18 protein-coding genes and 1 tRNA gene are annotated in these 22,696 nt (G+C 62.7%); 13 read left to right on the forward strand and 6 right to left on the reverse strand.

The window, feature by feature from the left end:
- Window positions 1–358 precede the first annotated feature (358 nt).
- The gene (locus AC1D13_RS10155; RefSeq protein WP_457281580.1) at window positions 359–502 is read left to right on the forward strand and encodes a hypothetical protein; all 144 of its coding nucleotides are present in this window, start codon (window positions 359–361) and stop codon (window positions 500–502) included.
- A 42-nt stretch (window positions 503–544) separates the two neighbouring features.
- Here the strand turns inward: AC1D13_RS10155 and AC1D13_RS10160 are convergent, their stop codons facing one another.
- From AC1D13_RS10160 to AC1D13_RS10170, 3 genes are all read right to left on the reverse strand, one after another.
- Window positions 545–1,087 (reverse strand): TPM domain-containing protein, encoded by a 543-nt coding sequence (locus AC1D13_RS10160; RefSeq protein WP_477689483.1) that lies wholly within the window; start codon window positions 1,085–1,087, stop codon window positions 545–547.
- Between the two features lie 4 nt (window positions 1,088–1,091).
- Window positions 1,092–1,982 (reverse strand): TPM domain-containing protein, encoded by an 891-nt coding sequence (locus AC1D13_RS10165; protein ID WP_477667642.1) that lies wholly within the window; start codon window positions 1,980–1,982, stop codon window positions 1,092–1,094.
- A gap of 63 nt (window positions 1,983–2,045) precedes the next feature.
- Entirely contained in the window at window positions 2,046–2,645 is a 600-nt protein-coding gene (locus AC1D13_RS10170) for a LemA family protein (RefSeq protein ID WP_457281578.1), read from the reverse strand.
- 51 nt (window positions 2,646–2,696) lie between these two features.
- Between AC1D13_RS10170 and AC1D13_RS10175 the strand changes: the two genes are divergently transcribed.
- Genes AC1D13_RS10175 through AC1D13_RS10190 form a run of 4 tightly spaced genes read left to right on the forward strand, consistent with a single transcriptional unit; the run spans window position 2,697 to window position 5,682 of the window.
- Window positions 2,697–3,551 (forward strand): hypothetical protein, encoded by an 855-nt coding sequence (locus AC1D13_RS10175; protein ID WP_477667629.1) that lies wholly within the window; start codon window positions 2,697–2,699, stop codon window positions 3,549–3,551.
- A gap of 9 nt (window positions 3,552–3,560) precedes the next feature.
- Window positions 3,561–4,007 carry a YybH family protein gene (locus AC1D13_RS10180; protein WP_457281576.1) on the forward strand — a complete coding sequence of 149 codons (447 nt, stop codon included), beginning with the start codon at window positions 3,561–3,563 and terminating at the stop codon, window positions 4,005–4,007.
- Window positions 4,008–4,017: 10 nt separating this feature from the next.
- Window positions 4,018–5,058, forward strand: coding sequence for a YheT family hydrolase (locus AC1D13_RS10185; protein ID WP_457281575.1), 1,041 nt, complete (start codon window positions 4,018–4,020; stop codon window positions 5,056–5,058).
- Between the two features lie 57 nt (window positions 5,059–5,115).
- The gene (locus AC1D13_RS10190; protein ID WP_457281574.1) at window positions 5,116–5,682 is read left to right on the forward strand and encodes a DUF2946 family protein; all 567 of its coding nucleotides are present in this window, start codon (window positions 5,116–5,118) and stop codon (window positions 5,680–5,682) included.
- A 118-nt stretch (window positions 5,683–5,800) separates the two neighbouring features.
- Here AC1D13_RS10190 and AC1D13_RS10195 read toward each other — a convergent pair whose 3' ends face one another.
- Complete coding sequence (locus AC1D13_RS10195; RefSeq protein ID WP_457281573.1) at window positions 5,801–6,667, reverse strand: c-type cytochrome; 867 nt, start codon at window positions 6,665–6,667, stop codon at window positions 5,801–5,803.
- A gap of 231 nt (window positions 6,668–6,898) precedes the next feature.
- On the opposite strand from AC1D13_RS10195, the gene AC1D13_RS10200 reads away from it, so the two are divergent.
- Window positions 6,899–6,974: transfer RNA gene (locus AC1D13_RS10200), tRNA-Arg, on the forward strand.
- Window positions 6,975–7,081: 107 nt separating this feature from the next.
- Here AC1D13_RS10200 and AC1D13_RS10205 read toward each other — a convergent pair.
- Complete coding sequence (locus AC1D13_RS10205; RefSeq protein ID WP_457281572.1) at window positions 7,082–7,993, reverse strand: LysR family transcriptional regulator; 912 nt, start codon at window positions 7,991–7,993, stop codon at window positions 7,082–7,084.
- Between the two features lie 98 nt (window positions 7,994–8,091).
- Here AC1D13_RS10205 and AC1D13_RS10210 point away from each other — a divergent pair, with 98 nt between their 5' ends.
- The 7 genes from AC1D13_RS10210 to AC1D13_RS10240 all read left to right on the forward strand — a co-directional run bounded on the left by AC1D13_RS10210 (window position 8,092) and on the right by AC1D13_RS10240 (window position 21,487).
- Complete coding sequence (locus AC1D13_RS10210) at window positions 8,092–8,526, forward strand: ester cyclase (protein ID WP_477667632.1); 435 nt, start codon at window positions 8,092–8,094, stop codon at window positions 8,524–8,526.
- Window positions 8,527–8,541: 15 nt separating this feature from the next.
- Complete coding sequence (locus AC1D13_RS10215) at window positions 8,542–9,465, forward strand: NADP-dependent oxidoreductase (RefSeq protein WP_457281570.1); 924 nt, start codon at window positions 8,542–8,544, stop codon at window positions 9,463–9,465.
- A gap of 474 nt (window positions 9,466–9,939) precedes the next feature.
- Complete coding sequence (locus tag AC1D13_RS10220) at window positions 9,940–10,983, forward strand: alpha/beta fold hydrolase (protein ID WP_457281569.1); 1,044 nt, start codon at window positions 9,940–9,942, stop codon at window positions 10,981–10,983.
- A gap of 102 nt (window positions 10,984–11,085) precedes the next feature.
- On the forward strand, window positions 11,086–14,115 hold the full coding sequence (locus AC1D13_RS10225; RefSeq protein WP_477689484.1) for a ShlB/FhaC/HecB family hemolysin secretion/activation protein: 3,030 nt from the start codon (window positions 11,086–11,088) through the stop codon (window positions 14,113–14,115).
- A 9-nt stretch (window positions 14,116–14,124) separates the two neighbouring features.
- A complete protein-coding gene (locus AC1D13_RS10230) occupies window positions 14,125–18,021 on the forward strand; it encodes a beta strand repeat-containing protein (protein ID WP_457281567.1) in 3,897 nt (1,298 codons plus the stop codon).
- A 34-nt stretch (window positions 18,022–18,055) separates the two neighbouring features.
- Window positions 18,056–19,561: an argininosuccinate lyase gene (locus AC1D13_RS10235; protein ID WP_457306434.1), complete on the forward strand. Its 1,506-nt coding sequence runs from the start codon at window positions 18,056–18,058 to the stop codon at window positions 19,559–19,561.
- A gap of 63 nt (window positions 19,562–19,624) precedes the next feature.
- Window positions 19,625–21,487 carry a peptide transporter gene (locus AC1D13_RS10240; protein ID WP_457281565.1) on the forward strand — a complete coding sequence of 621 codons (1,863 nt, stop codon included), beginning with the start codon at window positions 19,625–19,627 and terminating at the stop codon, window positions 21,485–21,487.
- On the opposite strand, the gene AC1D13_RS10245 is transcribed toward AC1D13_RS10240, so the two are convergent.
- Window positions 21,433–22,671, reverse strand: a complete 1,239-nt coding sequence (locus tag AC1D13_RS10245; RefSeq protein ID WP_457281564.1) for a cation:dicarboxylate symporter family transporter — start codon at window positions 22,669–22,671, stop codon at window positions 21,433–21,435. The genes AC1D13_RS10240 and AC1D13_RS10245 overlap by 55 nt on opposite strands.
- Window positions 22,672–22,696 lie beyond the last annotated feature (25 nt).

Here is a 22,696-nt window from a genome sequence, read left to right on the forward strand (position 1 = left end):
CGACCATCCGTGGGTCGAGGACGGAGGGCGCGGCGTTTGTTTTATCGAGAAGGTAGTGCAATCGGCGCGCAGCGAGCAGAAGCGGACGTCGATGAAGTAGCTTCCCGCAGCCATGAGTGGCTGCGGCGCGACGTTCCCATTGCACCATGCGGAAACCGGGCGTGCTTCCGCTATTTGAGCGAAAAAAGGCCTCCAGCCCATACAGGGTGAGCGCAAGCAGCTATCAAATAGGGAGCGTTTTCCGAAAAAACGCTTGGGCTGAGCCAGCAAGGTAACAACTGGACACGCTAAATGACAGCCATGGCCCGGGCTGCTCCCTTATCGTTGTGACGGGTTCAAGCCAGCAACGAGGTGCGAAATGGACAGTCTTTTAGACAGCCTGATATGGGGAGAAGAAGCGTCGCCGGAGCGTCGGGCCAGACGCGCGCGCAAAGCCTGGCTGACGCGGGTTGTGCTCGCGGCAGTCGCCCTCTTTGTGTTGGTCGTGGTTCTGGCGCCCTGACGCGACGCTATCGGCGACAGGCCTGCGGTACCTGCCAACCGGCTATTGCAGCCAGGGTGCGTCGGGCAGTTCGTTGGGGTTGTTGGGTGCGTCGCCCTGCGCGCCATCGATGGCAAAGTGTGCCATCAGCAGTGCTGAGGTTTCTTCCAGTGCCTGTGTCAGTCCGTCCTCGTACCGGTTCTCCCTGAACGCCTGGGCCATGCGCGCCACCATGGCCTGCCAATGCGCCTGATCCACGTGGCGCGCCACGCCGCGGTCCGCCACGATTTCAATGGCGTGCTCGGCTAACAGCAAATAGATCAGCACGCCGTTGTTGTGTTCGGTGTCCCATACCCGCAACTTGCCGAACATCGTGAGGGCGCGCTGGCGCGTCAGCCGTGCGATGGTGTTTTCCTTGTTCATCCGCCACAGATAGCTGATGGGCAACGAAGCCTCCACGCATATCCGTATTTCGCCGCTGTGCCGCCGCTCGCTGGCCGCCACCCGGCTGGCCAGCTGGTTGAGCATGTCGGGTGCAATCGCGCGCTGGGCATCGCAGGCGTCCAGCCAGAGGTGCTTGAGGATGGTCTTGAGTTTATTGGGCATGTGCCTACCAGTCGCCTGATGCGCCGCCGCCGCCGAAATCACCGCCACCGCCGCTGCTGAACCCGCCGCCACTGCTGCTGCCTCCGCCCCAGCTCCCTCCGCTGCTGCCGCCGCCAAAGCCGCCGGTGTTCCATCCACCCGAAGAGCGGCCGCCCCGGCCCAGGGCACCCAGGCTGGTCACCAGCGCGAACACCATACCCGCCACAGTCGCCAGGCCGGCCACAATCAGGCTGCTGGTGAACACCCAGGCCAGTACGCCGACGGCACCGCCGGTGGCGATGGAGCCCAGCTTGCGCCCCAAGACGCCGGCGGCCAGGCGCCCGCCAATCGGCACGGCAAAGAACAGGAACACCGCGAGGTCGGTCCACTCGAAGCCGCTGTCAGCCATGCCCGAAGCACTTTTCTGCTCAGGCGCCGGGAGGTTTTCGCCGCTGATCAGCGCCATGATCTGGTCGGCCGCGGCATTCAGCCCACCGGCAAAGTCACCCTGTTTGAAGCGCGGGGTGATGGCGGTGTCTATCACCTGGCGCGCCGCGAGGTCCGGAATGGCGCCTTCCAGCGCCTTGGTGGTCTCGATACGGACCTTGCGATCATTCTTGGCCACAACCAGCAACAGCCCATCGCCTACGCTCTTGCGCCCGATCTTCCAGGTGTCGCCCACACGCTGGGCATAAGCGGCGATGTCCTCGGGTTGGGTGCTGGGCACGATGAGCACCACCACTTGTGCCCCGCGGCTTTGTTCGAACGCAGCGAGTTTGGCTTCCAGTGCCGCGCGCTGCGTAGCGTCCAGCGTACCGGTGCTATCCATGACGTGCGCCGTGAGGGCCGGCACCGGCTGCACGCCTTGCGCCCAGGCCGCAAGGGGCAGCCACACGGCCAGCAACAAGCCCGCCATCCAGCGTAGGTTGCGGCCCGATGTCCAACCCGCTAGTTGCTGCACGGCAAGTTTCGCAAAGACTTATTTCTTGGTGAAGTCCACCACAGGAGGCGCGGAAATCTGCGCCTCGTTGGTCACGGTGAAGTTCGGCTTGACGTTGTAGCTGAAGACCATGGCCGTCAGGTTGCTCGGGAAGCTGCGTGCCAGCACGTTGTATTCCTGGACCGCCTGGATATAACGGTTGCGCGCTACGGTGATGCGGTTCTCGGTGCCTTCCAGCTGCACGCGCAGGTCGCGAAAGCCCTGGTTGGCCTTGAGGTCGGGGTAACGTTCACTGACCACCATCAGGCGGCTCAGCGCACTGCCGAGTTCGCCCTGCGCCGCCTGGAATTTCTTGAAGGCTGCCGGATCGTTCAGGGTTTCCGGTGTCACCTGGATGGAGGTGGCCTTGGCGCGTGCTTCAATCACCTTGGTCAGGGTGTCCTGTTCAAAAGCGGCTTCGCCCTTGACCGTGGCCACAATGTTGGGCACCAGGTCGGCACGGCGCTGGTACTGGTTCAGCACTTCAGACCAAGCCGATTTGGTTTGTTCGTCGAGGCGCTGAAAGTCGTTGTAGCCGCAACCCGTGAGGAGCAGGCCCAGCATGCTGACAAGGAACAGGTTTAAAAAGCGGGATTTCATGGCGATGTCTTTCGAAAATGCAAGCTGCAACACTAACATAGTTGAATGTCGATGAGGCCTCATTCCCCCGTGTCCGTACAGGCATTGCAAGCTCTGCAGGCCAACCTGCGCCCCTTGGCGGCGGCAGCCCCGAAACCGCGTCTGATGATTGCCGGCGCGACCGGCGTGCTGGGCAATGAAGTGTTGCGCCGCCTTGTCGGCAGCGGCCGTTATGCACACACCGAGGTGCTGGCTACTGAAACCATGACCACCGGGATGGCCGGCGTGGGGATTGTGCTGGCAGGTGATGCTTCAGCGATCGACGCGTGGCCCGCGCGGCCTCAGCTTGTTCATACCGGCCTGGTCATGTTTGAGCCGCCACGGCTTTTTTATGGGCGTGAGCGCACACTGTGGACGCCCGTGCCGGGACAACTACCGGTGCTGGCCCGCTGGTTGAAACGCTGTGGCGCACAGACACTGGTTGTGGTGGTGCCCCACGCTTCGGGGCGTTTACCCGATGCCCTCAAGCGCGGACTGGCCGACCTCGATGAGCAAGCCGTGGCTTCGCTGGGTTTTGAACGCGTGTTGTTGGTGCGCTCGGCGCGCAAGACCGAAGGTATTGCGGGCGCCAATTTTTTCGAGAAGACGGCGTCATGGATGCTGTCAACCCTCAAGTTCATGATTCCCGCAGCCGAGCAGCCGGTGCGTCCTGCCAAGCTGGCAGAATTTATCGACGCCGCGCTGCAGGTTTTGCCGCCGGGCACCCATGTGGCCGCTCCTGAACTGCTTTGGCAGGCTAACCAGAGCGGTGGAAACGGCCGGCGCGCCGGGCCGCAAGACAACAGCATGCAAGGTGTCGTACGCTCGTGGCTTGCTGCAAGGCTCAATCCCGAGCAGAATTCACCACCCAACGCCAAGCCGGACTGACGCCTTCCCATGCCCAAACCCAAAGTCCCGCCCGCCAGCAGCGGCAACGCCGATGACATCGAGGCGGCTTTCTATGAGGCGCTGCAAAGCGGCGACATCGAAAAGCTCATGGCCTGCTGGGGCGATGACGACGACATCGTCTGTGTGCACCCGGGTGGCGCCCGGCTGGTGGGCCCGGCGGCCATACGCGCCACTTTCGACGCCATGTTTGCCAATGGCACCATCAATGCCCAGGCCATCAAGGTGCGAAAGGTCGAGACCATGAGCGCCTGCGTGCACAGCGTGCTGGAACGCATCGAAGTGCTGACCGATGAAGGGCCGCGGCATGCTTACGTGATTGCCACCAATGTGTATCACAAGGGTGCGCAAGGCTGGCGCATGGTGGCCCACCATGCCAGTCCCGGCACGCCGCGAGAAATGCAGGAAGTGTCGGAAACACCGACCGTCCTGCACTGAAGGGCCTGCGATGAAATACGCAGCACCCTGGTGGCTGCCGGGCGGCAATTTGCAAACCATCTGGGCTGCGCTGCGGTCACGCCGCTACCTGGGCCCGCCGCCCGTGTTTCGCCGGGAGCGCTGGGATACCCCTGACAACGATTTTGTCGACGTTGACTGGATGCTCGATGGAAATGAGCCTTCGTCGGGGCTTCCGGAGATTTCTCCGGCGGGAAGCGAATCCATCGAGGTGAGACGCAAGGACGCGCGCAAGGAAGTGCCACTCCTGGTGGTATTTCATGGGCTTGAGGGGTCATCTGCCAGCCACTACGCCGAAGCGCTTGCCGATGTGGCCCGCGAGCGCGGCTGGGGCTGCGCCATTCCACACTTCCGGGGGTGTTCCGGTGAATTGAACCTGGCGCCGCGGGCCTATCACTCAGGAGATTTTGCAGAGATCGACTGGATACTGCGGCGTTTTGCGCAGGCCCATCCCGGGCCGGTCGTTGCCGTGGGCATTTCATTGGGCGGCAATGCGTTGATGCGCTGGGCCGGCGAGCTCGGCGCAGAGGCCCGCCAGGTGGTTAGCGGCATTGCGTCCGTCTGTTCGCCGCTGGACCTGACGGCCAGTGGCTGGGCCATTGGCCGAGGGTTCAACCGGCAGGTCTACACCCGCATGTTCCTGAGAACCATGGTGCCGAAGGCGCTGAAAAAACTGGAGCAGCACCCAGGCCTTTTTGACCGCGACCGATTACTGGCCGCGCGCGACTTGTACGCTTTCGACAATGTATTCACTGCGCCTGTCCATGGGTTCAAGGATGCGGATGACTACTGGCTGCGTGCATCTGCCAAGCCGCATTTGCGCAGCATTGCCGTGCCGGCGCTGGCCCTGAACGCGTTGAACGATCCCTTTGTGCCGGCCGGCAGCCTGCCGCAAGCCGCAGAGGCCGGCAGCCATGTCACGCTTTGGCAGCCGGCACAGGGCGGTCATGTTGGATTTCCTTCTCCGCCATTTCCCGGCCATGTGCGTGCCATGCCGGAAGCGGTCACCGGTTTCCTGGCTGCACATCTCTAATGCTTACCCATAACCCTGCCCGCATCGCACCTGCCGTGTGCAGCGCAAAATAGCGGCATGGATGACATCGTCAGGCAGGCCATTGCCAAATGGCCCAATGTTCCCGACTGCTACGGCTGGCTGGGACTGGACGCACGCGGTAACTGGTACATGCGTGATGAGAGGGCCCAGGCTGCCGGGCCTTTTGGCGGCGCGCCTGGCCTGGATGCCGCGCGCCATGCGGCCAGCAAGGGCTCGCTGCTCAAGCATGACAAGCTGATCGATTTCATTCAGCGGAATTATGAAAGCGATGCTGCTGGCCAGTGGTTCTTCCAGAATGGGCCGCAGCGCGTGTATGTGGAGCTCGAAGCGACGCCGCTGATCTGGCGTGTCGCCCCCGCGCCTATGTTTGAGGTCACGGCCCATTCCGGTCAAACGGCGCGGCCGCAGCGCTGCATCGTGGACGGATCCGGCAGGGTCTACCTGGAAACCAACCTGGGTTTTGGCCTCGTTCATACCCAGGACATGACGCATGCGGCTGACGCGATAGAGCAGGGCCTGTGGGTGCCCGAGGAGGTCCTGGCCAGCGATTTGTCGCGCCGGTTCGGCTATGTGCGAAGCCCGCAGTTGCTACAAAAAAAGTAGCTGCTTGCGCCCGTCATGCTTGGGCTCCAACCCATTTTCCTTTGAATTTCTCATCAAGATTCCATTAAAAAAGCCGGTCATTGACCGGCTTTTTTTGGGCTGGATTTCCTTGCTGTGTTTACTTGGACGCATTGACCATGTACTGCACCACGGCCTTGATTTCGCCATCGGGGGCAGCCGAGCCGCCCTTGGGTGGCATGGCACCCTTGCCTTTGACAACGCTGGCCGTCAGAGCCTCGACACCTGCGGAAATCCGGGGAGCCCATGCGGCCTTGTCGCCCAGCTTGGGTGCATTGGCAACGCCGGCCACGTGGCAGGCCGCACAGACCTGGCCATACAGCGCGGGTGCGGCGCCACCGGCAGCAGCCGGCGTTGCACCGGCGGCCGGCGCTGCCGTCTTGTTGGCTGCAGCGAGTGCGGCGACCACATCTGCCGACGGTGCGGCGGCTGCTGCGGGTGCCGTAGCGGCAGCAGCAGCCGGGGCGGCTGGCTCTGCAAACTTGCCGCCTGCGGCAGCCGTCATGTAAACCACTGCACGGCCAATTTCGACGTCTTCAAAATCACCGCCGCCTTGGGCGCCCATGGCACCCTTGCCCTTCAGGGCGGAGTGCCAGAGCGCGTCAAAACCGGTCTTGATACGGGCTGCCCAGGCACCCGTATCGCCAAACTTCGGCGCACCGGCTGCGCCAGTGCCATGGCAAGCGACGCACTGTGCTTTGTAGACTTCTTCGCCCGATTTGAGGGGGCGGTTGGCATCACGGATTTCAACCGCACCGATCTTCTGGATGCGCTGCGCAACCGCCTTGGCGCCTTCGTCCGCACCCGCAGCTGGCTTGTTGGCCGAAGCGACGTAATACACCAGGCCGATGATGGCGAAAACAGGAACGACAAAAGAGAAAAAAACCGCGGCCAGCAGTTGCTGGGGGGTCTTGATGGGGCCAGTATGGGCTTCTTCGTGGGCCGTGGTGTGGTCGTTTGCGCTCATGGCGTCCTCAAAAAACTAAGAATCGGGGGGCTATCGCGTGGTGATATGGCGCTCTTGGGCAGCGCTTGCTCAGCAACCTCACATTATAACTGGGGGCTTGCAGAGGCCGGGGAGCGCCGTGGCCGGCTGGTAGAATCGCAGGCGTTGCGCGGCGTGAATCGCCCGCACAGTGCAAATTGCCCTGATTTCGCGCCCCTCGGCCGCAATCCGGCGCAAACCGTTTCCAGCGTTGCGGCTGTAGCTCAGTGGATAGAGTATTGGCCTCCGAAGCCAAGGGTCGTGGGTTCGATCCCCGCCAGCCGCACCAATCATGGTTTTTCTTGTCTGCCGTTGTCGCGCAGGCACGCCGCAGCGTTTCAAAGCCCAACTTCACTGAAATTCGTCACGGTGAAGCGACTGGCGGGTTTTACTATTCTAGGCAGCCGAAGCAAGTGATGCGATCAATTCCCTGAGCCATTGCTGCACCTGATGTGCATCGTTCCGTCGATGCCAGATGAGGTCGAAGACAACTTCTGGCAGCGCAACAGGCGGCGGAAACAAGACCAGCTTGCGCAGAGCCGGGGAATTGAGGGCCACGCGCTTCATTACCGTCGCCGTGGTATCTGTCTGGGCCACCACCGCGGGCGCGGCAAACATCTGCGGAAGCGTCAGTGCGAGGGTGCGGCGTTTTCCCAGCCTGGCCAGCGCCTCGTCAACCAGGCCGTGGCGATCACCCTCCGGTGACACGAGTACATGAGGCAGCGCAAGAAATGCCTTCAGACCCATGCTTCGCTTCACTGCCGGGTTGTCGCGGCGAACGATGGTCACGAACTCGTCTCTCAGAACAGGCCGTGTCAATATCCGGCTCTCTGCATGGGTCGGCGGGACGCCAACTGCCGCATCAATCGTTCCTGCGTCCAGCATGTCGACCGCACTATCCCGATTGTTAATCGCGTGCACGCTCAGCGATATTCCCGGCGCCGCGCGCGCCAGCTCCCTGACAAGTGCGGGCAGCAGTACGAAAGCCGGATAGTCGGACAGCCCAAGGTTGAATACCAGAGATGCCTGCTCGGGCTCGAAGCCCGGTTCTTGCACGAGAGCTGTCTTGATTTGCCGCAGTGCTTGCGACACGGGCCCCACGATTTCCCTGGCACGCGCTGTCGGCAGAAGTCCTTCTGCGCTGCGCAGGAACAGCGGGTCGCCAAACAACGTTCGCAGACGTGACAGCGCGGCACTCATGGCAGGTTGGCTCACGCCTACCCGCGCGGCTGCGCGGGTCACATTGCACTCGTCCATCAGCGCGTCAAACGCCACGAGCAGATTCAGATCAATGCCATGAAAATCCATGAATCAAATATAACTGTATATGAGTCATTTGTTGGACGGATTTTCATCGGCCGACCAGAATCGACCTTCTTCCACTTCAACCACCGAAAGCCGGACAAATGACCGACACCACACAAATGATGGCTGAGCGCCGCGCCGTCGAAACCTTGTATCGCGCATTCAACGACAAGAACCCTGACCTGCTGGACAGCGCTGTGACTGCCGACTGGGATGACATTCCGCTGGCGCCCGGGCAAGGCCCGGGACCCGAGGGTTTGAAACCGATCATCCGCAGCTTCATCGGAGCCCTGCCGGACGTTCATATTGCCATTCACGACTTGATTCAGGTACCCGGGCGTATCGGTGTACGGGCTGAGATAACGGGTACCCATCTGGGGCCACTCTTCGGCATTGCGGCAACCGGAAAAAAGGTCAGCATCCGCATCCACGAGTTCCACGAATTCCATGAGACGCGTATCCAGCGAACCTGGCACCTGGAAGACTGGTTTGGCGTTTTCCTGCAACTTGGAAGCTTCCCTCCACTCGGCGATTAACGGGGAAAGTATTTGATGAAAGCACTTCGCATCCACGCATTCGGCGGCGCCAGCCGGGCGGATATTGAACACGCCGTCCTGGGCACACCGGGTGACGGTCAGGCCCTGGTTCGCGTCGAGGCGGCGAGCGTGAACCCGCTGGATCTGAAAATCCTTGGCGGGTCCATGCAGCCTGTCTTTCCTGTCACTTTGCCCTATACGTTAGGTACTGACCTCGCCGGTGTGATTGAAGCCGCGGGTCCAAAGGTTGGCCGGTTCAAGCCTGGTGACCGCGTCGTGGGGAGGCTCGCGCCGACGGCGGGGGGTGCCTTCGCACAGTCTGCCCTGCTGTCTGCAAGCGCGTTGTGCCTGGTTCCTGCAGAGATGAGCTACGAGCAGGCCGCAGCGTTGCCGACGGCAGCAGGTACGGCCTGGCTGGCACTGTTTGGGGCTGGAAAGTTAAGGGCGGGGCAGCGCGTGCTGATTCACGCGGCAGCCGGTGGCGTGGGCAGCTTCGCCGTCCAGTTCGCAAGGCAGGCAGGTGCGCACGTCTTAGCCACGGCTTCTGCAAAGAACCACACACTGGTCAAAGAATTGGGTGCGGACGAAGTCATCGATTACCGCCGTGATGACTTTGCAGAGCGTTGGCGAGACCTGGACCTGGTCATCGACACGATTGGTGGGGAGACCCTCGAGCGGTCGTGGCGAGCGACAAGGCCGGGCGGGACGGTGGTGTCGATCGTCGATCACACGATACAGCCGCGTGGAGATATCCACGGCGTCTTCGCATTCTTCAGCGGGGATGCTGCGGCATTGACGCTGATTCTCAAGCGCTTCGACGACAAACGGCTCCAGGTGATCCTCGACACAATCCATCCGCTGGATGACGCCCGCGCGGCGCTTGAGCAGGTGGCCGGCGGTCATGCGCGCGGCAAGGTCATCATCCGCACGTCGCGCTGATCCGCGAGGCAATGGCGCCTTGGGACCTTCCGTCAAAAACGCACGCTCAGCGGCTAACCCCTTAGAGCGCACGGGGTTAGCGCCAGACCGCATTCCAGCAGTGGAGTCGAGATACGTCCACGCCGAATTTGCGTGGAACCGATGCCTACCCGGTATCAATCCAGTGGCCAACGTCCATTACGTGTCGCGCTGATCCTCGCTGCTGGATTCTTGCTCATAAGATACTTTTAAAGTATCGATGTACCAGAATCAAGATATTTTACAGGTAGCGGTTGTCTTCCTAGAATCGCCAACAACACCGTAAGTTGCAAGTTATTACAACTGATCTTTCCGGTGGATCTCCTAAAAAAGGCCGTGAAGGGAAACGCTGGATTTGTGATCCATTTGTAGTGCGTACGCCGGGAGCGCCCGGCATTCGAGCACAACGCGTCAAGCCTTTCGATGTCTGCATTTTTGACAAAGCGAGATACAGGTATGACACGTGCTCGAAACAGGTGGTTACAACTGGTGGTGGCAATGGGCTTGGCTTTCTTTGGCGCGCGTCTTTTCGCTGCAGCTGATAAAGCCGCCGGCGAACCGCCCAGGGAGCAGGTAATTGACCTGGAAGCCGCGGGCACCGCTTATCCCTTTGCGGTCTATTCCAACATTGACTTGCGCCAGCCGGACGCCGGGATCAAGCGTGCGGTCATTTTTGTACATGGCGTGCAGCGCGATGCCGACCGTTATTTTGGCGTGGGCCTGGGCTTGCTGGAAGCCGCGCGGCTGGACGCATCAAGCACGTTGCTGCTGGTGCCCCACTTCCTGACGGCATCAGACACCTCGCCTGACGGCAATATCCCGCTTTGGCGCGGTGGCAACTGGATGCAGTGCCAGCCCTCCCGGGGCAAGGAGGCTATCAATTCCTGCGGCGTGCTGGACGATATCGCCCGCTACCTGAGCGCGGGCAAGCGTTTTCCCGTACTTAAGGAAATCGTTTTCATCGGCCACTCGGCCGGTGGGCAGCTAATGCAGCGCTATGCCGTGCTCAACAACAGCGAGGAGGGGTTGCGCAAGTCGGGCATCCGCGTGCGGTATGTGGTCTCCAGCCCGTCTTCCTATTTGTACCTGGATGACAGCCGTCCGGAGGGTGGGAGCTTCAAGCCTGTGAACAGCATCCTTTGCCCCGGTTACAACAACTTCCGCTACGGCCTGGGCAACATGGTTCCCTATGGGCAGGGCTTGGACGGCGAACAGTTGTTCAAGCGCTATGCGGCGCGCGAGGTCCTCTACCTGGTGGGCGCGCAGGACAACGACCCAGCCTACGAGTCACTCGACAAATCCTGCGGGGCCGCCATGCAGGGCACGGACCGGCTGAATCGGCACAGGAATTACATGCGCTACGAACAGTTTTTAGCCCAGAAATGGCAGACACCCGTGACGCGTGCGGTCATGGTGGTGCCGGACGCGGGCCACGAAGCGGCCGAAATTTTTGAGTCCCGCGATGTTGCTGCAAAAATTTTCCATGCCGCCGGCAACTAGCGAATAGCCGGGACAAACAGAGACAAGCCGAACGAGCACAACAAGAAAAAAGAAGAAGCACAGAGACGCGCGGATACAACACCAAGACAGAAGACGAAAACCATGATGGAACCCTCACGCCTTGCCGCACCACGGCGAAAAATCCTCGCATCGCAGATCTGCGCAATGCTGGCCGCCGCACCTTTTGCCGTCCATGCACAGACGCCGCCCAGCGCCGGTACTCTTTTCGACGCGAACCGGCAACAGCTCTCGCCGACGGAAAATGCCGGCCCGCCGGCGGCAGTGCAGCGTCCTGCGCGCATCGAAAAAGAGGTGGAAGGCAGTGATGAGGGCCAGAGCCCCCCCGCCGGTGGGACGGGCATACAGGTCACGGTTTTTGTACTGAGCGGCAACCGGTCTCTGCCGGCATCCGAGCTGCAAGCCCAACTGCAGGAGTTTGTCGGCCGCGAGCTGGACTTCGCCGGACTGGGCAAAGCCGCCGCCAAAATCACGGCCTACTATCGCACCCGGGGCTACCTGGTAGCGCGCGCCTACCTCCCCGCACAGGAAATACAAGGCGGTGTGGTTGCCCTCGGCATCCGTGAAGGCGTCATCGGCCGGGTGGTGGCCGAGCCCGATGCCAACGTGCGCCTGGACCCGGACCTGATAGGCCGACATCTCGCGGGACTACAGCCGGGCGAGGTGATCCAGGAAAGCGACCTCGAAAACACGCTGCTGCGGCTCTCTGACATCGCCGGTGTGACGGTCAAGGCGGTGTTGCGGCCTTCGGCAGAACCGGGCGCCACCGACATCATCGTCAAGGTCAGCGAGATGGGGGCGATCACCTCGCGCGTGAGCATCGACAACGGTGGCAGCTATTACACCGGTGCCAATCGCCTGTCCGCCAACCTGAGCCTCAACGACGCACTGGGCATGGGCGAAAGCTTCAGCCTGAATACGCAGCAAACTTTTGAAGGCCTGCGCATTGCAGGCGTTGGTTATGTGCAGCCCCTCGGCACGACAGGGCTGTCGGTAGGCGCGAACTTTGCGGGTCTGCAATACAACATTGGCAAAAACCTCAAGGAAGTAGAGGCCAGAGGTGAAGCCCGCGTGAGCACGCTGTTTCTCAACGCGGCGTTGCTGCGCAGCCGGCGCGCCAACATGAATCTGTCGCTGGCGACGGAATACCGGCATTTCCAGGACACGACTGGCGGCACGACCGTCGAAAAGTCTGCCAACCTGATGAGTGCGGGCCTGTCTGGCGACTGGCGTGACGACTGGACAGGCGCGTCGGCGAACAACAGCTGGAACGCGCGTTTGGGTATGGGTTATCTGAAAAAAGAAACGCCCAACGACGCAGCACTGGACCGTTTCACGGCCAATGCGGCAGGCGACTACAAAAAGCTCAACCTGTCGTTCAGCCGCCTGCAGCAGCTTGGCGGCGGCTACTCTCTGCTGGGCTCGGTCACCGCGCAGTACGCCGACAAGAACCTGGACGCGTCAGAGAAAATGAGCCTGGGCGGATCCGGCGGCGTGCGCGCGTACCCTGCCGGCGAAGCCGCGGGCGACCAGGGCATGCTGGCGCGTCTGGAACTGCGCAAGACCCTGGGTGTTGTCGGCAACTCCGTCGTGGAAGGTGCGCTGTTCGCCGATGCGGGGCGCGTGACCATTAACAAGAAGCCGTGGGACAACAGCGAAAACCGCGCGAGCCGCTACGGCTATGGCGTGGGCCTGAACGTCTACAACAAGGACCTGGTGTTCAATGCCAGCATCGCGGTGTCGCCCGGCGTCAATCCAGTCAGCGAACCAAAAAGCGCGCGTCGCCTGTGGCTATCGGTGTCGGGTTCACCCCAGGCCTTCACGGGCCTGGCCTCCAGCAGCGGCAGCCGGGGCGAGGATTTCGAGGAGGCGGAAGACGGCATGCGGCTGTACGGCTCACTGGGCATCATCCCCGAATACGTGAGCCGCTCAGGCGCGACGCCTGCGGCGCCCGCCGACCAGAGCAAGCTGGCCACGCCCAATGGGCGCAACATGTCGGGCTTCTGGCGTGCGCGCGACAATGTGTCGTATGTGGGCGCGCGTGGCGGCATCCCCATTTATGAACAGTGGAAGGCGCTGTGGCAGCTGGAGCTGGGCCTGTCGCTGAGCGCGGGCGCGGCCGGAGACGACGCGACCCCGAACTGGACACACAGGCAAGAGCTGCGTAATACCGGCGTGGCTGTCGCCCATCCAGACGCTGGCACCGCGATGTACGGCAACTGGGACATGCCGCTCAAGGAAAGCACCTCTTCCTTCGACCCCTTCGGGGCGACCACCAGTGCGGCGCACTACAACATCATCGGGTCACCGGGCTTCGCCACCAGCATCACTAAAAACTCCGGCCCGGTGGGCACGGCGGCGGTGGAAAACAACGACGATGCCGCTTTCAACCGCCGCCAGGCCGGCGTGTTCGGCTACTGGACGCCCAAGATGGGCGGCTTCCAGCTCAAGCTGGCTTATTCGAACAACGGCATGAAGGCCGCGCCGGACGTTGATACAGGCTACCTCTACGGCGGCAGCCTGTCGTATGAGAACGGCGGATTCTCTGCTGTGGTTGCGGCTGAGCAGCATGTGAATTATTTCGGCATAGCCAGCCTGGGCCGCAACGCGCGCGGGGTAGGTACCAATACCCACGTCACGCAAGGCACTTCGTCCAATGACTACAGCGTGCGCTACGGCGTGGCCTACGATTTTGGCGATACCAAGGTTTCGCTGATCGCCGACGAACTGAGCTATGCCGAGTCCGGTGTCATCAACACCAGCGTCACTTCAAGCGACCTCGCCAGCTACCGCCGCCGCGCCTACATGGTCGGCGTCTCACACAAGATAGGTGCCTGGCAGTTGCGCGCCAGCCATGCCAAAGCCTTCGCAGGCGACTGCGCCATGATTTCCGGCAATGGCGTGAACTGTTCGACGGAAGGTATGGGTGCGACCTCCCAGGCCATCGGTTTCTCCTATGCCTGGAGCAAGCAGCTCAGGATTTTCGGGCAGTACGTGCTGCTGCGCAACCAACCGCTGGCCAATTACAACTACGCCGTTGCCGGCGTGTTCGGCAGTGCAGGCGCAGGCACCACGATCCGCGCGATCGGTTTCGGTATCAACTACACGTTCTGAGGGGCTCGCATGACATACCACTCTTCCCCGGTTTCCCCACGTAAAAGCCGCCCGACGCTGACACCGCTGAGTGCAGCCATGCTGTCAGCGCTTTGCGCCATTTACCCGGTACGGGGATATGCGCTGGACGCCAGCGCCTTACCTACCAATGGTCAGGTCACAGCTGGCAGCGGCAGCATCAGCCAGAGCGGCAACGTCATGAACGTGGTACAGGGCAGCGACCGGATGGTCGCTACCTGGAACACTTTCAACATCGGTAGCGCGGCCAAAGTCAATTTCGCGCAGCCCTCGGCCTCGTCGGTGGCCCTCAACCGCGTCACATCCAGCGATGCCTCGCAGATCATGGGCCAGCTCAATGCCAACGGGCAGGTCTACCTGATCAATCCCTCGGGCATCCTGTTCGGCCAGGGTTCAGCTGTCAATGTCGGCGGCCTGGTGGCCAGCTCACTGAACATCTCGGACGGCAACTTCATGGCCGGCAACAATCGGTTTGAAGCCGGCAGCGCGGGCGGCGCCGTGATCAATGAGGGCAGCATCGTGGCGGCTGACGGCGGGTACGTGGCGCTGCTGGGTGCGCAGGTGCGCAATGTGGGCAGCATCACTGCCCGTCTGGGCAGCGTGATGCTGGGCGCCGGCAAGAATATCACGTTGGACTTCAACGGTGACGGCCTGATTAATATGCAGGTGAGTGACCCTTCGCTGGGCGCCAGTGTGGTGAACCAGGGGCTGCTCAAGGCCAACGGTGGCCTGGTCGTCATGTCGGCCCGCTCCGGCGACGCGCTGATGTCCAATGTGGTCAACAACGAAGGCGTGATCGAGGCGACCAGCCTGCAGCGCCGAAACGGCACGGTCCTGCTTGACGGCGGGGAGGCAGGCATTGTCGCCTTGAGCGGCCGTGTCGACGTCTCCGGCCGCGATGCCGGTGAAACCGGCGGCAGTTTCAAGGCTTTGGGCCAGTACGTCGGTGTGTTCGACGGCGCCCGAATCGATGCTTCCGGCGATGCCGGTGGCGGCACGGTACTGGTCGGCGGCAACTACCAGGGCAGTGGTACCGAGCGCCAGGCCGTCGGAACCTATATGGGGGAGGGCGCCCGCATTCACGCTGACGCGCTCAACAGCGGCGACGGCGGCAAAGTCATCCTGTGGTCCACCGACAGCACGCAGTTTCACGGCGGCATCACGGTGCTGGGCGGCGGGCAGACCGGCAGCGGCGGCCTGGTCGAGACCTCTGGCCACCACCTGGATGCAACGGGTTCGGTGAATATCAGTGCGGCCTCCGGCAAGGGCGGCACCTGGCTGATCGACCCCTACAACATCAACATCACGAGCGCGGCAAGCTCCGGCGCGACCGGGAGCTCGCCCTTCACCTCGAGCGGTGCAGCCAATTCCACCCTGAATTCGGGCGTACTCAACGCTTCGCTGTCCGAAGGCGCCAACGTGATAGTCCAAACCTCTGCCGCCGGCGGCACCGCGGGCGACATCAATGTGCTGGACAACGTCAAGGGTGTGGGCAATGCCTCGCTGACCCTGCAGGCGCACCGCAACATCATCATCGGCAGCGGCCGCGTCATTTCCAACGGCACCGGCAAAAGCCTCAATGTCTCGCTGGTCTCCAACTACGGCGACACCGGCAACGGCTCGGTGGCATTGACCGGCAGCACCATCACCACCAACGGCGGGGCCATCACCATCAGCGGCGGCAGCAATCCGCTGACCGGCTATGCCGCCACTAACCAGAGCGGCGCCTCGGGCGTGGCACTGAATGGCGCTTCGCTGAGCACCAGCGGCGGCAACATCACGATACGCGGCGCCTCCACCTCGACAAGCGCCACCACCAGTGCGGTGAATATATCCGGCGCCTCCACGCTCAATGCCGGTGGCGGCAACATCTCCATCCTGGCCAATGTCGCCAGCGCCAGTGCGACCGGCGACGCCTTTGTGCTCACCGGCGGCAGCAACGTGCTCACCAGCGGCGCCGGTTCCATCACGGTGGAAAGCATCAACCTGGGCAGCGGCAATGGCACGCGCATCTTCAGCACCAACAACACCCTGGCCGCCAGCGGCTCGGGCAATCTGACGATCAGCGGCAATGCCAGCTCGGGCTTCGGTGTGCTGATCTGCTCGACGGCCAGCACCTCCACGCAAAAACTCAGCGTGGGCAGCGGCAACCTGACCATCCAGGCCAATGCCAACGGCTTTGCCGGTGCCGGCCGCGGCGTTTACCTCGCGGCCTCCGGCAACGGCGCCGTGGTGCTCAATGCCACGGCGGGCGGCGCCATCACGCTGGGCGGCAGCAGCACCGGCAGCTACGGCACGGTGCTCAACTCGACGGGTTCCGGCTCTTCCATCAGCATCTTCTCCGACGGCAACATCACGGTGGCCGGCAACACCTCGGGCGGCACCACGCCGGCGCTGGGCCTGCTGAGCTCGGGCAGCGGCACCAGCGCGGCCACCGCCTCGCAGGTCAACATCAACAGCACGGCCGGCGCGCTCAAGCTGCTGGCCAACAACAGTGTGGTCAACCCCACCACCGGTTCTTTCAAGGCCGTGTCGCTGGACGCCAGCGGCGCCTACGCCAGCATCAACCTGGGCACGCAGTCGGGTGCGCTGACGCTGGACGGCACCAGTTATTCGGGGCGCGGCGTAGACATCGCGCCTTCCGGCGCCAACGCGGCGATCAACATCAGCACCGGCAGCGGCGCCATTGCCGTCAACGGCAACAGCACCAGCAGCTTCGGCGGCTACGGCATCTTCCTGAACTCCACCGGCAATTCGAACGGCGTCAACGTCAGCACCGTGAGCGGCAACATCACGCTGCGCGGCGACTCCATAGGCACCTCGGACGCCATCGCCCTGGGCGGCAGCGCCACCAGCACCAACTCGGTCAACAACATCGCCTCGCAGGGCGGCAACATCACGCTGGTCGGCAACTTCCACTCGCCCAACGTCGGCGAACTCGACCACGGCATCGCCATCCAGAACGTCGCCAACCGCATCCAGACCACGGGCGCGGGCAATGTGACGCTGGTCGGCAACGCCGCCGACCAGGGCAACGGGGTCAGCATCTACGGCGGAGGAAAGGCCCTGGTCAGCGTCGAGAACGGTGCGCTCGCAATCACCGGGAGCAGCGTTTACGGTGACGGGGTAGGCGTGCTGACCGGCAACAACGTCATACGCGCCACTGGCAGCGGTTCGGTGAGCGTGGCCGGCAGTTCCACTTATGGCAGCGGCGTCGCCATTTACCCGTCGACGGCGACCAGTTCCGCCGCCATTTCCACGGTGTCGGGCAAACTCTCGATCACGGGCAACAGCAGCGCGGCGTCTGCGGCGCCGGCAGTTCTCCTGCGCACTGCGGCCTCGGGCGCCGCCAACGGCATCAGCATCACATCGGGCAGCGGCGACATCGACATCCAGGCGACGACCGCCGGCTCCGGCGAGGGCCTCTCTATCGTCGGCAGCAGCGCCAATGCCTTCAATACCGTCAGTACGGGTGGTAACGGAAATCTTCGCGTATCGGGCTCCGGCGGCAGCTATGGTGTGCGCATAGACGGCGGCACCAACAAGCTGCAGGTGGAAAACGGCGTCTTGCTCATTAGCGCCAGTGCGCCGAGTGGGCAGCCCTTCAGCCAGTCTTCGGACGCCACGACGATCACCGCCACCGGATCCGGTGTCGTGCTGCGTAATCTCGGCGGCAAGATGAGCAACAGCCTGACCAGCGCCGATTCGGCCGCCGCGACCGCCGCGCTGCAGTCGGATATGGCCGGTAGCGACTGGATGGCGCCCCTTGTCGGCGATACTGCATCCCCATCCTCCAGCGGCGGAGCGGACAGGCTCACTATTTCCGTGGTGTCGTCCAATGCCAATCTCAATGCATCCGCCGCAGGCAAAGAAGATGCAACGCCTTGAACCTGCGTCCGCCGCGGCGTTCACTGGCTCCATAATGCCGCGCCGCGCCGGGCGGCTGGTTCTGCTGTTGCTGGTATCGCTGTCCGCTGTGGCTGTCGCCGCAGACAAGAAAACCGGGCAAGCCGAGCACGACAACTTCCATTTCCTCGGCGAGATGAACAAGGCCTCAACCGTGATGGTGGTCGAGACAAAAATCGTCCCGCCTGAGCTTGGGAAAAAAATCGCGCGGGCTGTTGAACAAGTGATCAGGGAAGGCAACCAGTCGGGTGCCAAGCGCCCGGGTGACTATTTGCAGTATGAGCCGTTGATCCTGGCGTTGGCCGGCCCCGACGGTTCGCGCATGCATTCAGGCCGTAGCCGCCAGGACATCCTGTCCACCACGCGGCGCCTGATCCAGCGCGAGCGTGCGCTAGTTCTAATGGACGCGATGATCCAATCGAAAGCGCAACTACTGGCTGTGGCCGAGAAGAACCTGGACACCATCGTGCCGGCCTATACCAACGGCGTGCAGGCCCAGCCCACTACTTACGCGCACTACCTGCTGGCCTTCGCCTCGGTCTTCGGGCGCGACAGCGCGCGACTGAAGGAGGCTTATGCGCGCCTCAATATGAGCCCGCTGGGCGCGGGCGCGCTCGGTACCTCGAGTTTTCCGGTCAACCGCCAGCGCTTGGCGGAGCTGCTGGGTTTTGACGGCGTGGTGGAAAACTCCTACGACGCGGCCCAGCTCGGCGCGCTCGACCAGGGCGTGGAATTGGTGGGCCTGTGCAGCAACGCGGCGCTGATGATAGGCCTGCTGGCGCAGGATATGCACACCCAGTACCACCAGACCGCTCCCTGGATCACCATCCAGGAGGGGCGGCTCACCGGCACGAGCAGCATCATGCCGCAAAAGCGCAATCCTTATGCCCTCAACGTGCTGCGGCTGCAGGCCAGCGAGGTGGTGGGCGGCGCCTTCACCTACCAACTGGAGGCGCACAACGTCACGCCCGGCATGCCCGACTACAAGCGCGACCAGGTCGACAAAACCCTGGACCTCACGGCCAATGCCTTCGTGAAGCTGGCTGACCTGATGAACCACCTCGTCATCGATCGCAACCGCGCGCTGCAGGAAGTTGACGCCGATTACTCCACCACCACCGAGCTGGCCGACATCCTGCAGCGCGACGCCGACGTTCCCTTCCGGGTCGGCCACCATTTCGCCTCGGACCTGGTCAACTACGGCCGCGCCAACAAGCTCAAGCCCGCCGAGATTCCCTTCGACGTCGCCAGGCAGTTGTATGCAGAGGCGGTGAAGGCCTTTGATTTCCCACGGGCGGAATTTCCGCTGACGCAGGAGCGCTTCCGTACGTCGCTGACCGCGCAGAACATGCTGGCCTCCAGCAAGGGCCTGGGCGGTCCGCAGCGCACGGAGACCGTCAGGATGCTGGCGGCCGAGAAGAGCCGGTTAGAGCAGGACTCCGCCTGGCTCAAGGCGCAGCAGGACAAGCTCGCGCGTGCCCAGTACAACCTGGACCGCACCTTTTCCGGGCTGGTCCAGTGAGTTTCACGGCGGTAGCGGCGATACTGGCGCTGTCGGCCTGACGGGGCCATCGACAAGGGCACCATGGCTGACGATATTTTTTCGCTGGAGAATTTCGAATACCTGTGCTACTCCCGCCAGCAGGAGCCGGCTGCGCGAGAGCTGGTCAAGCTGCTGCTGCTCATAGACAGGAACTACGGCAACCTGGACGGCAACTTCGCGCTCAGCCTGTCGGCCGCCATAGGTGCGCAGGAGCGTGACGCGCACGGCCTGACCCGCCTCACCAGCGCCATCTCGGCCCTGTTTTCCGACCCGACCTTCCATGTCTCGCCCGGCGGCTTCGGCCAGCTCATCAACTTCCAGCGCTGGTTGTCGGCGCTGTTTGCCGCCAGCGCCTTTGTCCATTGCGACCATATCCTGAGGTCGCTCAATTTCCTGGGCTCCGGCGCACCGGAGTTCCACGTGAGCGAACGGGATCTCGTGAAGTTCTGCATCCTGTATTCCCCCGAATCGGAAATCCCGCTGGACGTGGAATTGCTGTGGCGGCAGAACAAAAAGCTGGCCGCCGCGCTGTTCACGGCCCTGCTGTCGCCGCGCTTTCTCGGCTCGCCAGCTGCGCATTCCAAGCGCGAGGCGCTGCTCGCCTGGCTCCCCGCCCACCTCGAGGAAATCGAAAGCCTGGACATCCTGCCGGTAGGCATCCTGCACGACGTGTACATGCACTGCAGCTACGCCGACCTGCCCGACCGCCACGAGATCAAGCGCCCCATCAACCGGCTGGTTCGCAAGAAGCTCGAGGCGCTGGGCCTGGGGCGCGTTGCGCCCGCGCTCGCCGCGCAAAGTGCGGACAAGCCCATCATGCTGGTACTGCTCGAGTGGTTCTCCGGTGGGCATTCGATTTACCGCACGCATTCCAGGACTTTGGAGGCCGCTCGCCGGCATTTTCGCCTGGTGGCCATTGCTTACCCCGGCAACATCGACGAACTGGGCCGGGCGGTGTTTGATGAGGTGATTGATTTCGCCGCGCCCAATGACATGATCGCCTGCCTGCGCCAGCTGCACGCGCTGGCCGGCTCCCTCAGGCCCGCCGTGTTTTACATGCCCAGCGTCGGCATGTTTCCCATCACCATGTTCGCGGCCAATCAGCGCCTGGCACCCGTGCAGGTGGCAGCGCTGGGCCATCCCGCCACCACGCATTCCGACCGTATCGATTACATCAGCGTGGAAGACGATTTTGTCGGCGATCCCGCCTGCTTCAGCGAAACCCTGCTGCGTCTGCCGAAAGACGGGCAGCCCTACCGCCCGTCCGCCATCGAAGTCTCGCTGGCACGGCCGCAGCGGCAGGACTCGGCGGTCGTCAACATCGCCGTGGCCGCGACCACCATGAAGATCAATCCGAAATTCCTGGTGACCTGCCAGAAAATACGCGCGGGCTCACGCAAGCAGATACGGTTTCATTTCCTGATTGGACAGGCAACCGGCCTGATCTATCCGCAAGTGCGAAGGGTGATACGCCGCTATCTGCCGGACGCGGAAATCTACGCGCACCAGCCCTACCCGGACTACCTGGCTATCTTCAGCCGCTGCGACATGTTCCTGAGCCCCTTTCCCTTCGGCAACACCAATGGCATTACCGATGCCGTGACGGTCGGTTTGCCCGGCGTGTGCAAGACAGGGCCGGAAGTGTTTGAACACATCGACGAAGGGCTGTTCCGCCGGCTGGGCCTGCCGGACTGGGCCATCGCCGACAGCGTGGAGGGCTACATTGCCGCCGCCGTTCGCATGGCTGACAACTACCCGGAACGGGCTGCACTGTACCGGCAGCTGGAGCGGCCCGAGTGCCTGAATACCTTGTTCGAAGGCCGTGCGGAATGCCTGGGCGAACGCCTGTATCAGATCTGGTCGGCGACGGCGGACGAGGAGGAGGCCTTGCCCGACAGGGCCTGATGCATCGCTTGGCGGTCCAGGGCTTTTTCCCAGGCGCACACGACGACGCAGGCCACGCAGTTGCCGAGCATGTTGGTGAGGGAGCGGCATTTCATCAACCGCTCTATGCTCAGCAACAGGACAATGCCCGCGATCGGTATGAGGTTCTGGCTGGCCAACGTCGCGGTCAGGGCCACAAAGGCCGAACCGGCGACGCTGGCGGCGCTCTTGGATGTCAGCATCGCGATGCCCAGCAGTGACAGCAGTGACCAGAAACCCAGCTCGACATGCGCCACCTGCGCCAGGAAGATCGCCGCCATGGCGATATAGATGTTGCTGCCGTTCAGGTTGAAACTAAAACCGGTCGGCAGCATCAAGCGCGCCACCGGTTTGGCGCAGCCCATTTTTTCCATTTTTCCGACCAGACTCGGCAAGGCGGCTATTGACGAAGTGGTGAAGAAGACCAGCAGCAGCTCTTCTTTGACATAGGCGACCAGGCGGAAGATGTTGCAACCGGCGGCGCGCGCGAGAAGGCCCATCACCACGAAGACAAACAGGATGCTGACGAGATAAATCGCGGCGAGAAAATGCAGCAGTGGCAACACCGAGGACATCCCGTAACGGCCAATCATGAAGGCGACTGCACCGAATGCAGCCAGTGGGGCCAGCTTCAGGACCATGCCGACCATGCCGAGCCATACTTGCTGCACCGCTTCGATGAGCTCCAGCAGCTTGTGCCCGCGTTCACCCGCGCGCGCCAGTGCAATGCCCGACAGCAGCGCCAGCAGCAGGATCTGCAGGTTGTTGTTGCCGGTGAAGGCGCTGGCAAATGTCGGGGGGATGATGTTGAGCAAAAAGTCGGTTGTGCTTTCCGCGGCCTTTGCAGGCGCAGCGCGCTGTGCGACGTCAGCCGCAAAATCTGGCGCGAAACCCTTGCCGGGCGTCAGCAACAAGGCGCCCAACATGCCCGCCAGCAGCGAGATCAAGGTCATGGCCTCGAAGTAGATGATGGCCTTGACACCCACCTTTGTGGCCTGCAGCCGGTTGCGCATGCTGGCGATACCGGACACCACCAGGCAAAAGATCAGCACGCCGATCAGCATGCTGATCAGGCGCAGAAAGCCGTCGCTGAGGGGTTTCATCATCGCGCCGACTGAGGGAAAAAAATTCCCCAGCAGGATGCCGGCGGCAAAGGCGAGAGCCATTTGCGCAATGGGATGGCAAAGCGTT

It is taken from the genome of Polaromonas sp. P1_E12 (assembly GCF_056405975.1).

Bases quoted from the DNA above. Each gene is read 5' to 3' on its own strand.
- AC1D13_RS10155 (WP_457281580.1), top strand. From the start codon at position 359: ATGGACAGTCTTTTAGACAGCCTGATATGGGGAGAAGAAGCGTCGCCG.
- AC1D13_RS10160 (WP_477689483.1), bottom strand. From the start codon at position 1,087: ATGCCCAATAAACTCAAGACCATCCTCAAGCACCTCTGGCTGGACGCC.
- AC1D13_RS10165 (WP_477667642.1), bottom strand. From the start codon at position 1,982: ATGGCGGGCTTGTTGCTGGCCGTGTGGCTGCCCCTTGCGGCCTGGGCG.
- AC1D13_RS10170 (WP_457281578.1), bottom strand. From the start codon at position 2,645: ATGAAATCCCGCTTTTTAAACCTGTTCCTTGTCAGCATGCTGGGCCTG.
- AC1D13_RS10175 (WP_477667629.1), top strand. From the start codon at position 2,697: ATGAGGCCTCATTCCCCCGTGTCCGTACAGGCATTGCAAGCTCTGCAG.
- AC1D13_RS10180 (WP_457281576.1), top strand. From the start codon at position 3,561: ATGCCCAAACCCAAAGTCCCGCCCGCCAGCAGCGGCAACGCCGATGAC.
- AC1D13_RS10185 (WP_457281575.1), top strand. From the start codon at position 4,018: ATGAAATACGCAGCACCCTGGTGGCTGCCGGGCGGCAATTTGCAAACC.
- AC1D13_RS10190 (WP_457281574.1), top strand. From the start codon at position 5,116: ATGGATGACATCGTCAGGCAGGCCATTGCCAAATGGCCCAATGTTCCC.
- AC1D13_RS10195 (WP_457281573.1), bottom strand. From the start codon at position 6,667: ATGAGCGCAAACGACCACACCACGGCCCACGAAGAAGCCCATACTGGC.
- AC1D13_RS10205 (WP_457281572.1), bottom strand. From the start codon at position 7,993: ATGGATTTTCATGGCATTGATCTGAATCTGCTCGTGGCGTTTGACGCG.
- AC1D13_RS10210 (WP_477667632.1), top strand. From the start codon at position 8,092: ATGACCGACACCACACAAATGATGGCTGAGCGCCGCGCCGTCGAAACC.
- AC1D13_RS10215 (WP_457281570.1), top strand. From the start codon at position 8,542: ATGAAAGCACTTCGCATCCACGCATTCGGCGGCGCCAGCCGGGCGGAT.
- AC1D13_RS10220 (WP_457281569.1), top strand. From the start codon at position 9,940: ATGACACGTGCTCGAAACAGGTGGTTACAACTGGTGGTGGCAATGGGC.
- AC1D13_RS10225 (WP_477689484.1), top strand. From the start codon at position 11,086: ATGATGGAACCCTCACGCCTTGCCGCACCACGGCGAAAAATCCTCGCA.
- AC1D13_RS10230 (WP_457281567.1), top strand. From the start codon at position 14,125: ATGACATACCACTCTTCCCCGGTTTCCCCACGTAAAAGCCGCCCGACG.
- AC1D13_RS10235 (WP_457306434.1), top strand. From the start codon at position 18,056: ATGCCGCGCCGCGCCGGGCGGCTGGTTCTGCTGTTGCTGGTATCGCTG.
- AC1D13_RS10240 (WP_457281565.1), top strand. From the start codon at position 19,625: ATGGCTGACGATATTTTTTCGCTGGAGAATTTCGAATACCTGTGCTAC.
- AC1D13_RS10245 (WP_457281564.1), bottom strand. From the start codon at position 22,671: ATGGCTCTCGCCTTTGCCGCCGGCATCCTGCTGGGGAATTTTTTTCCC.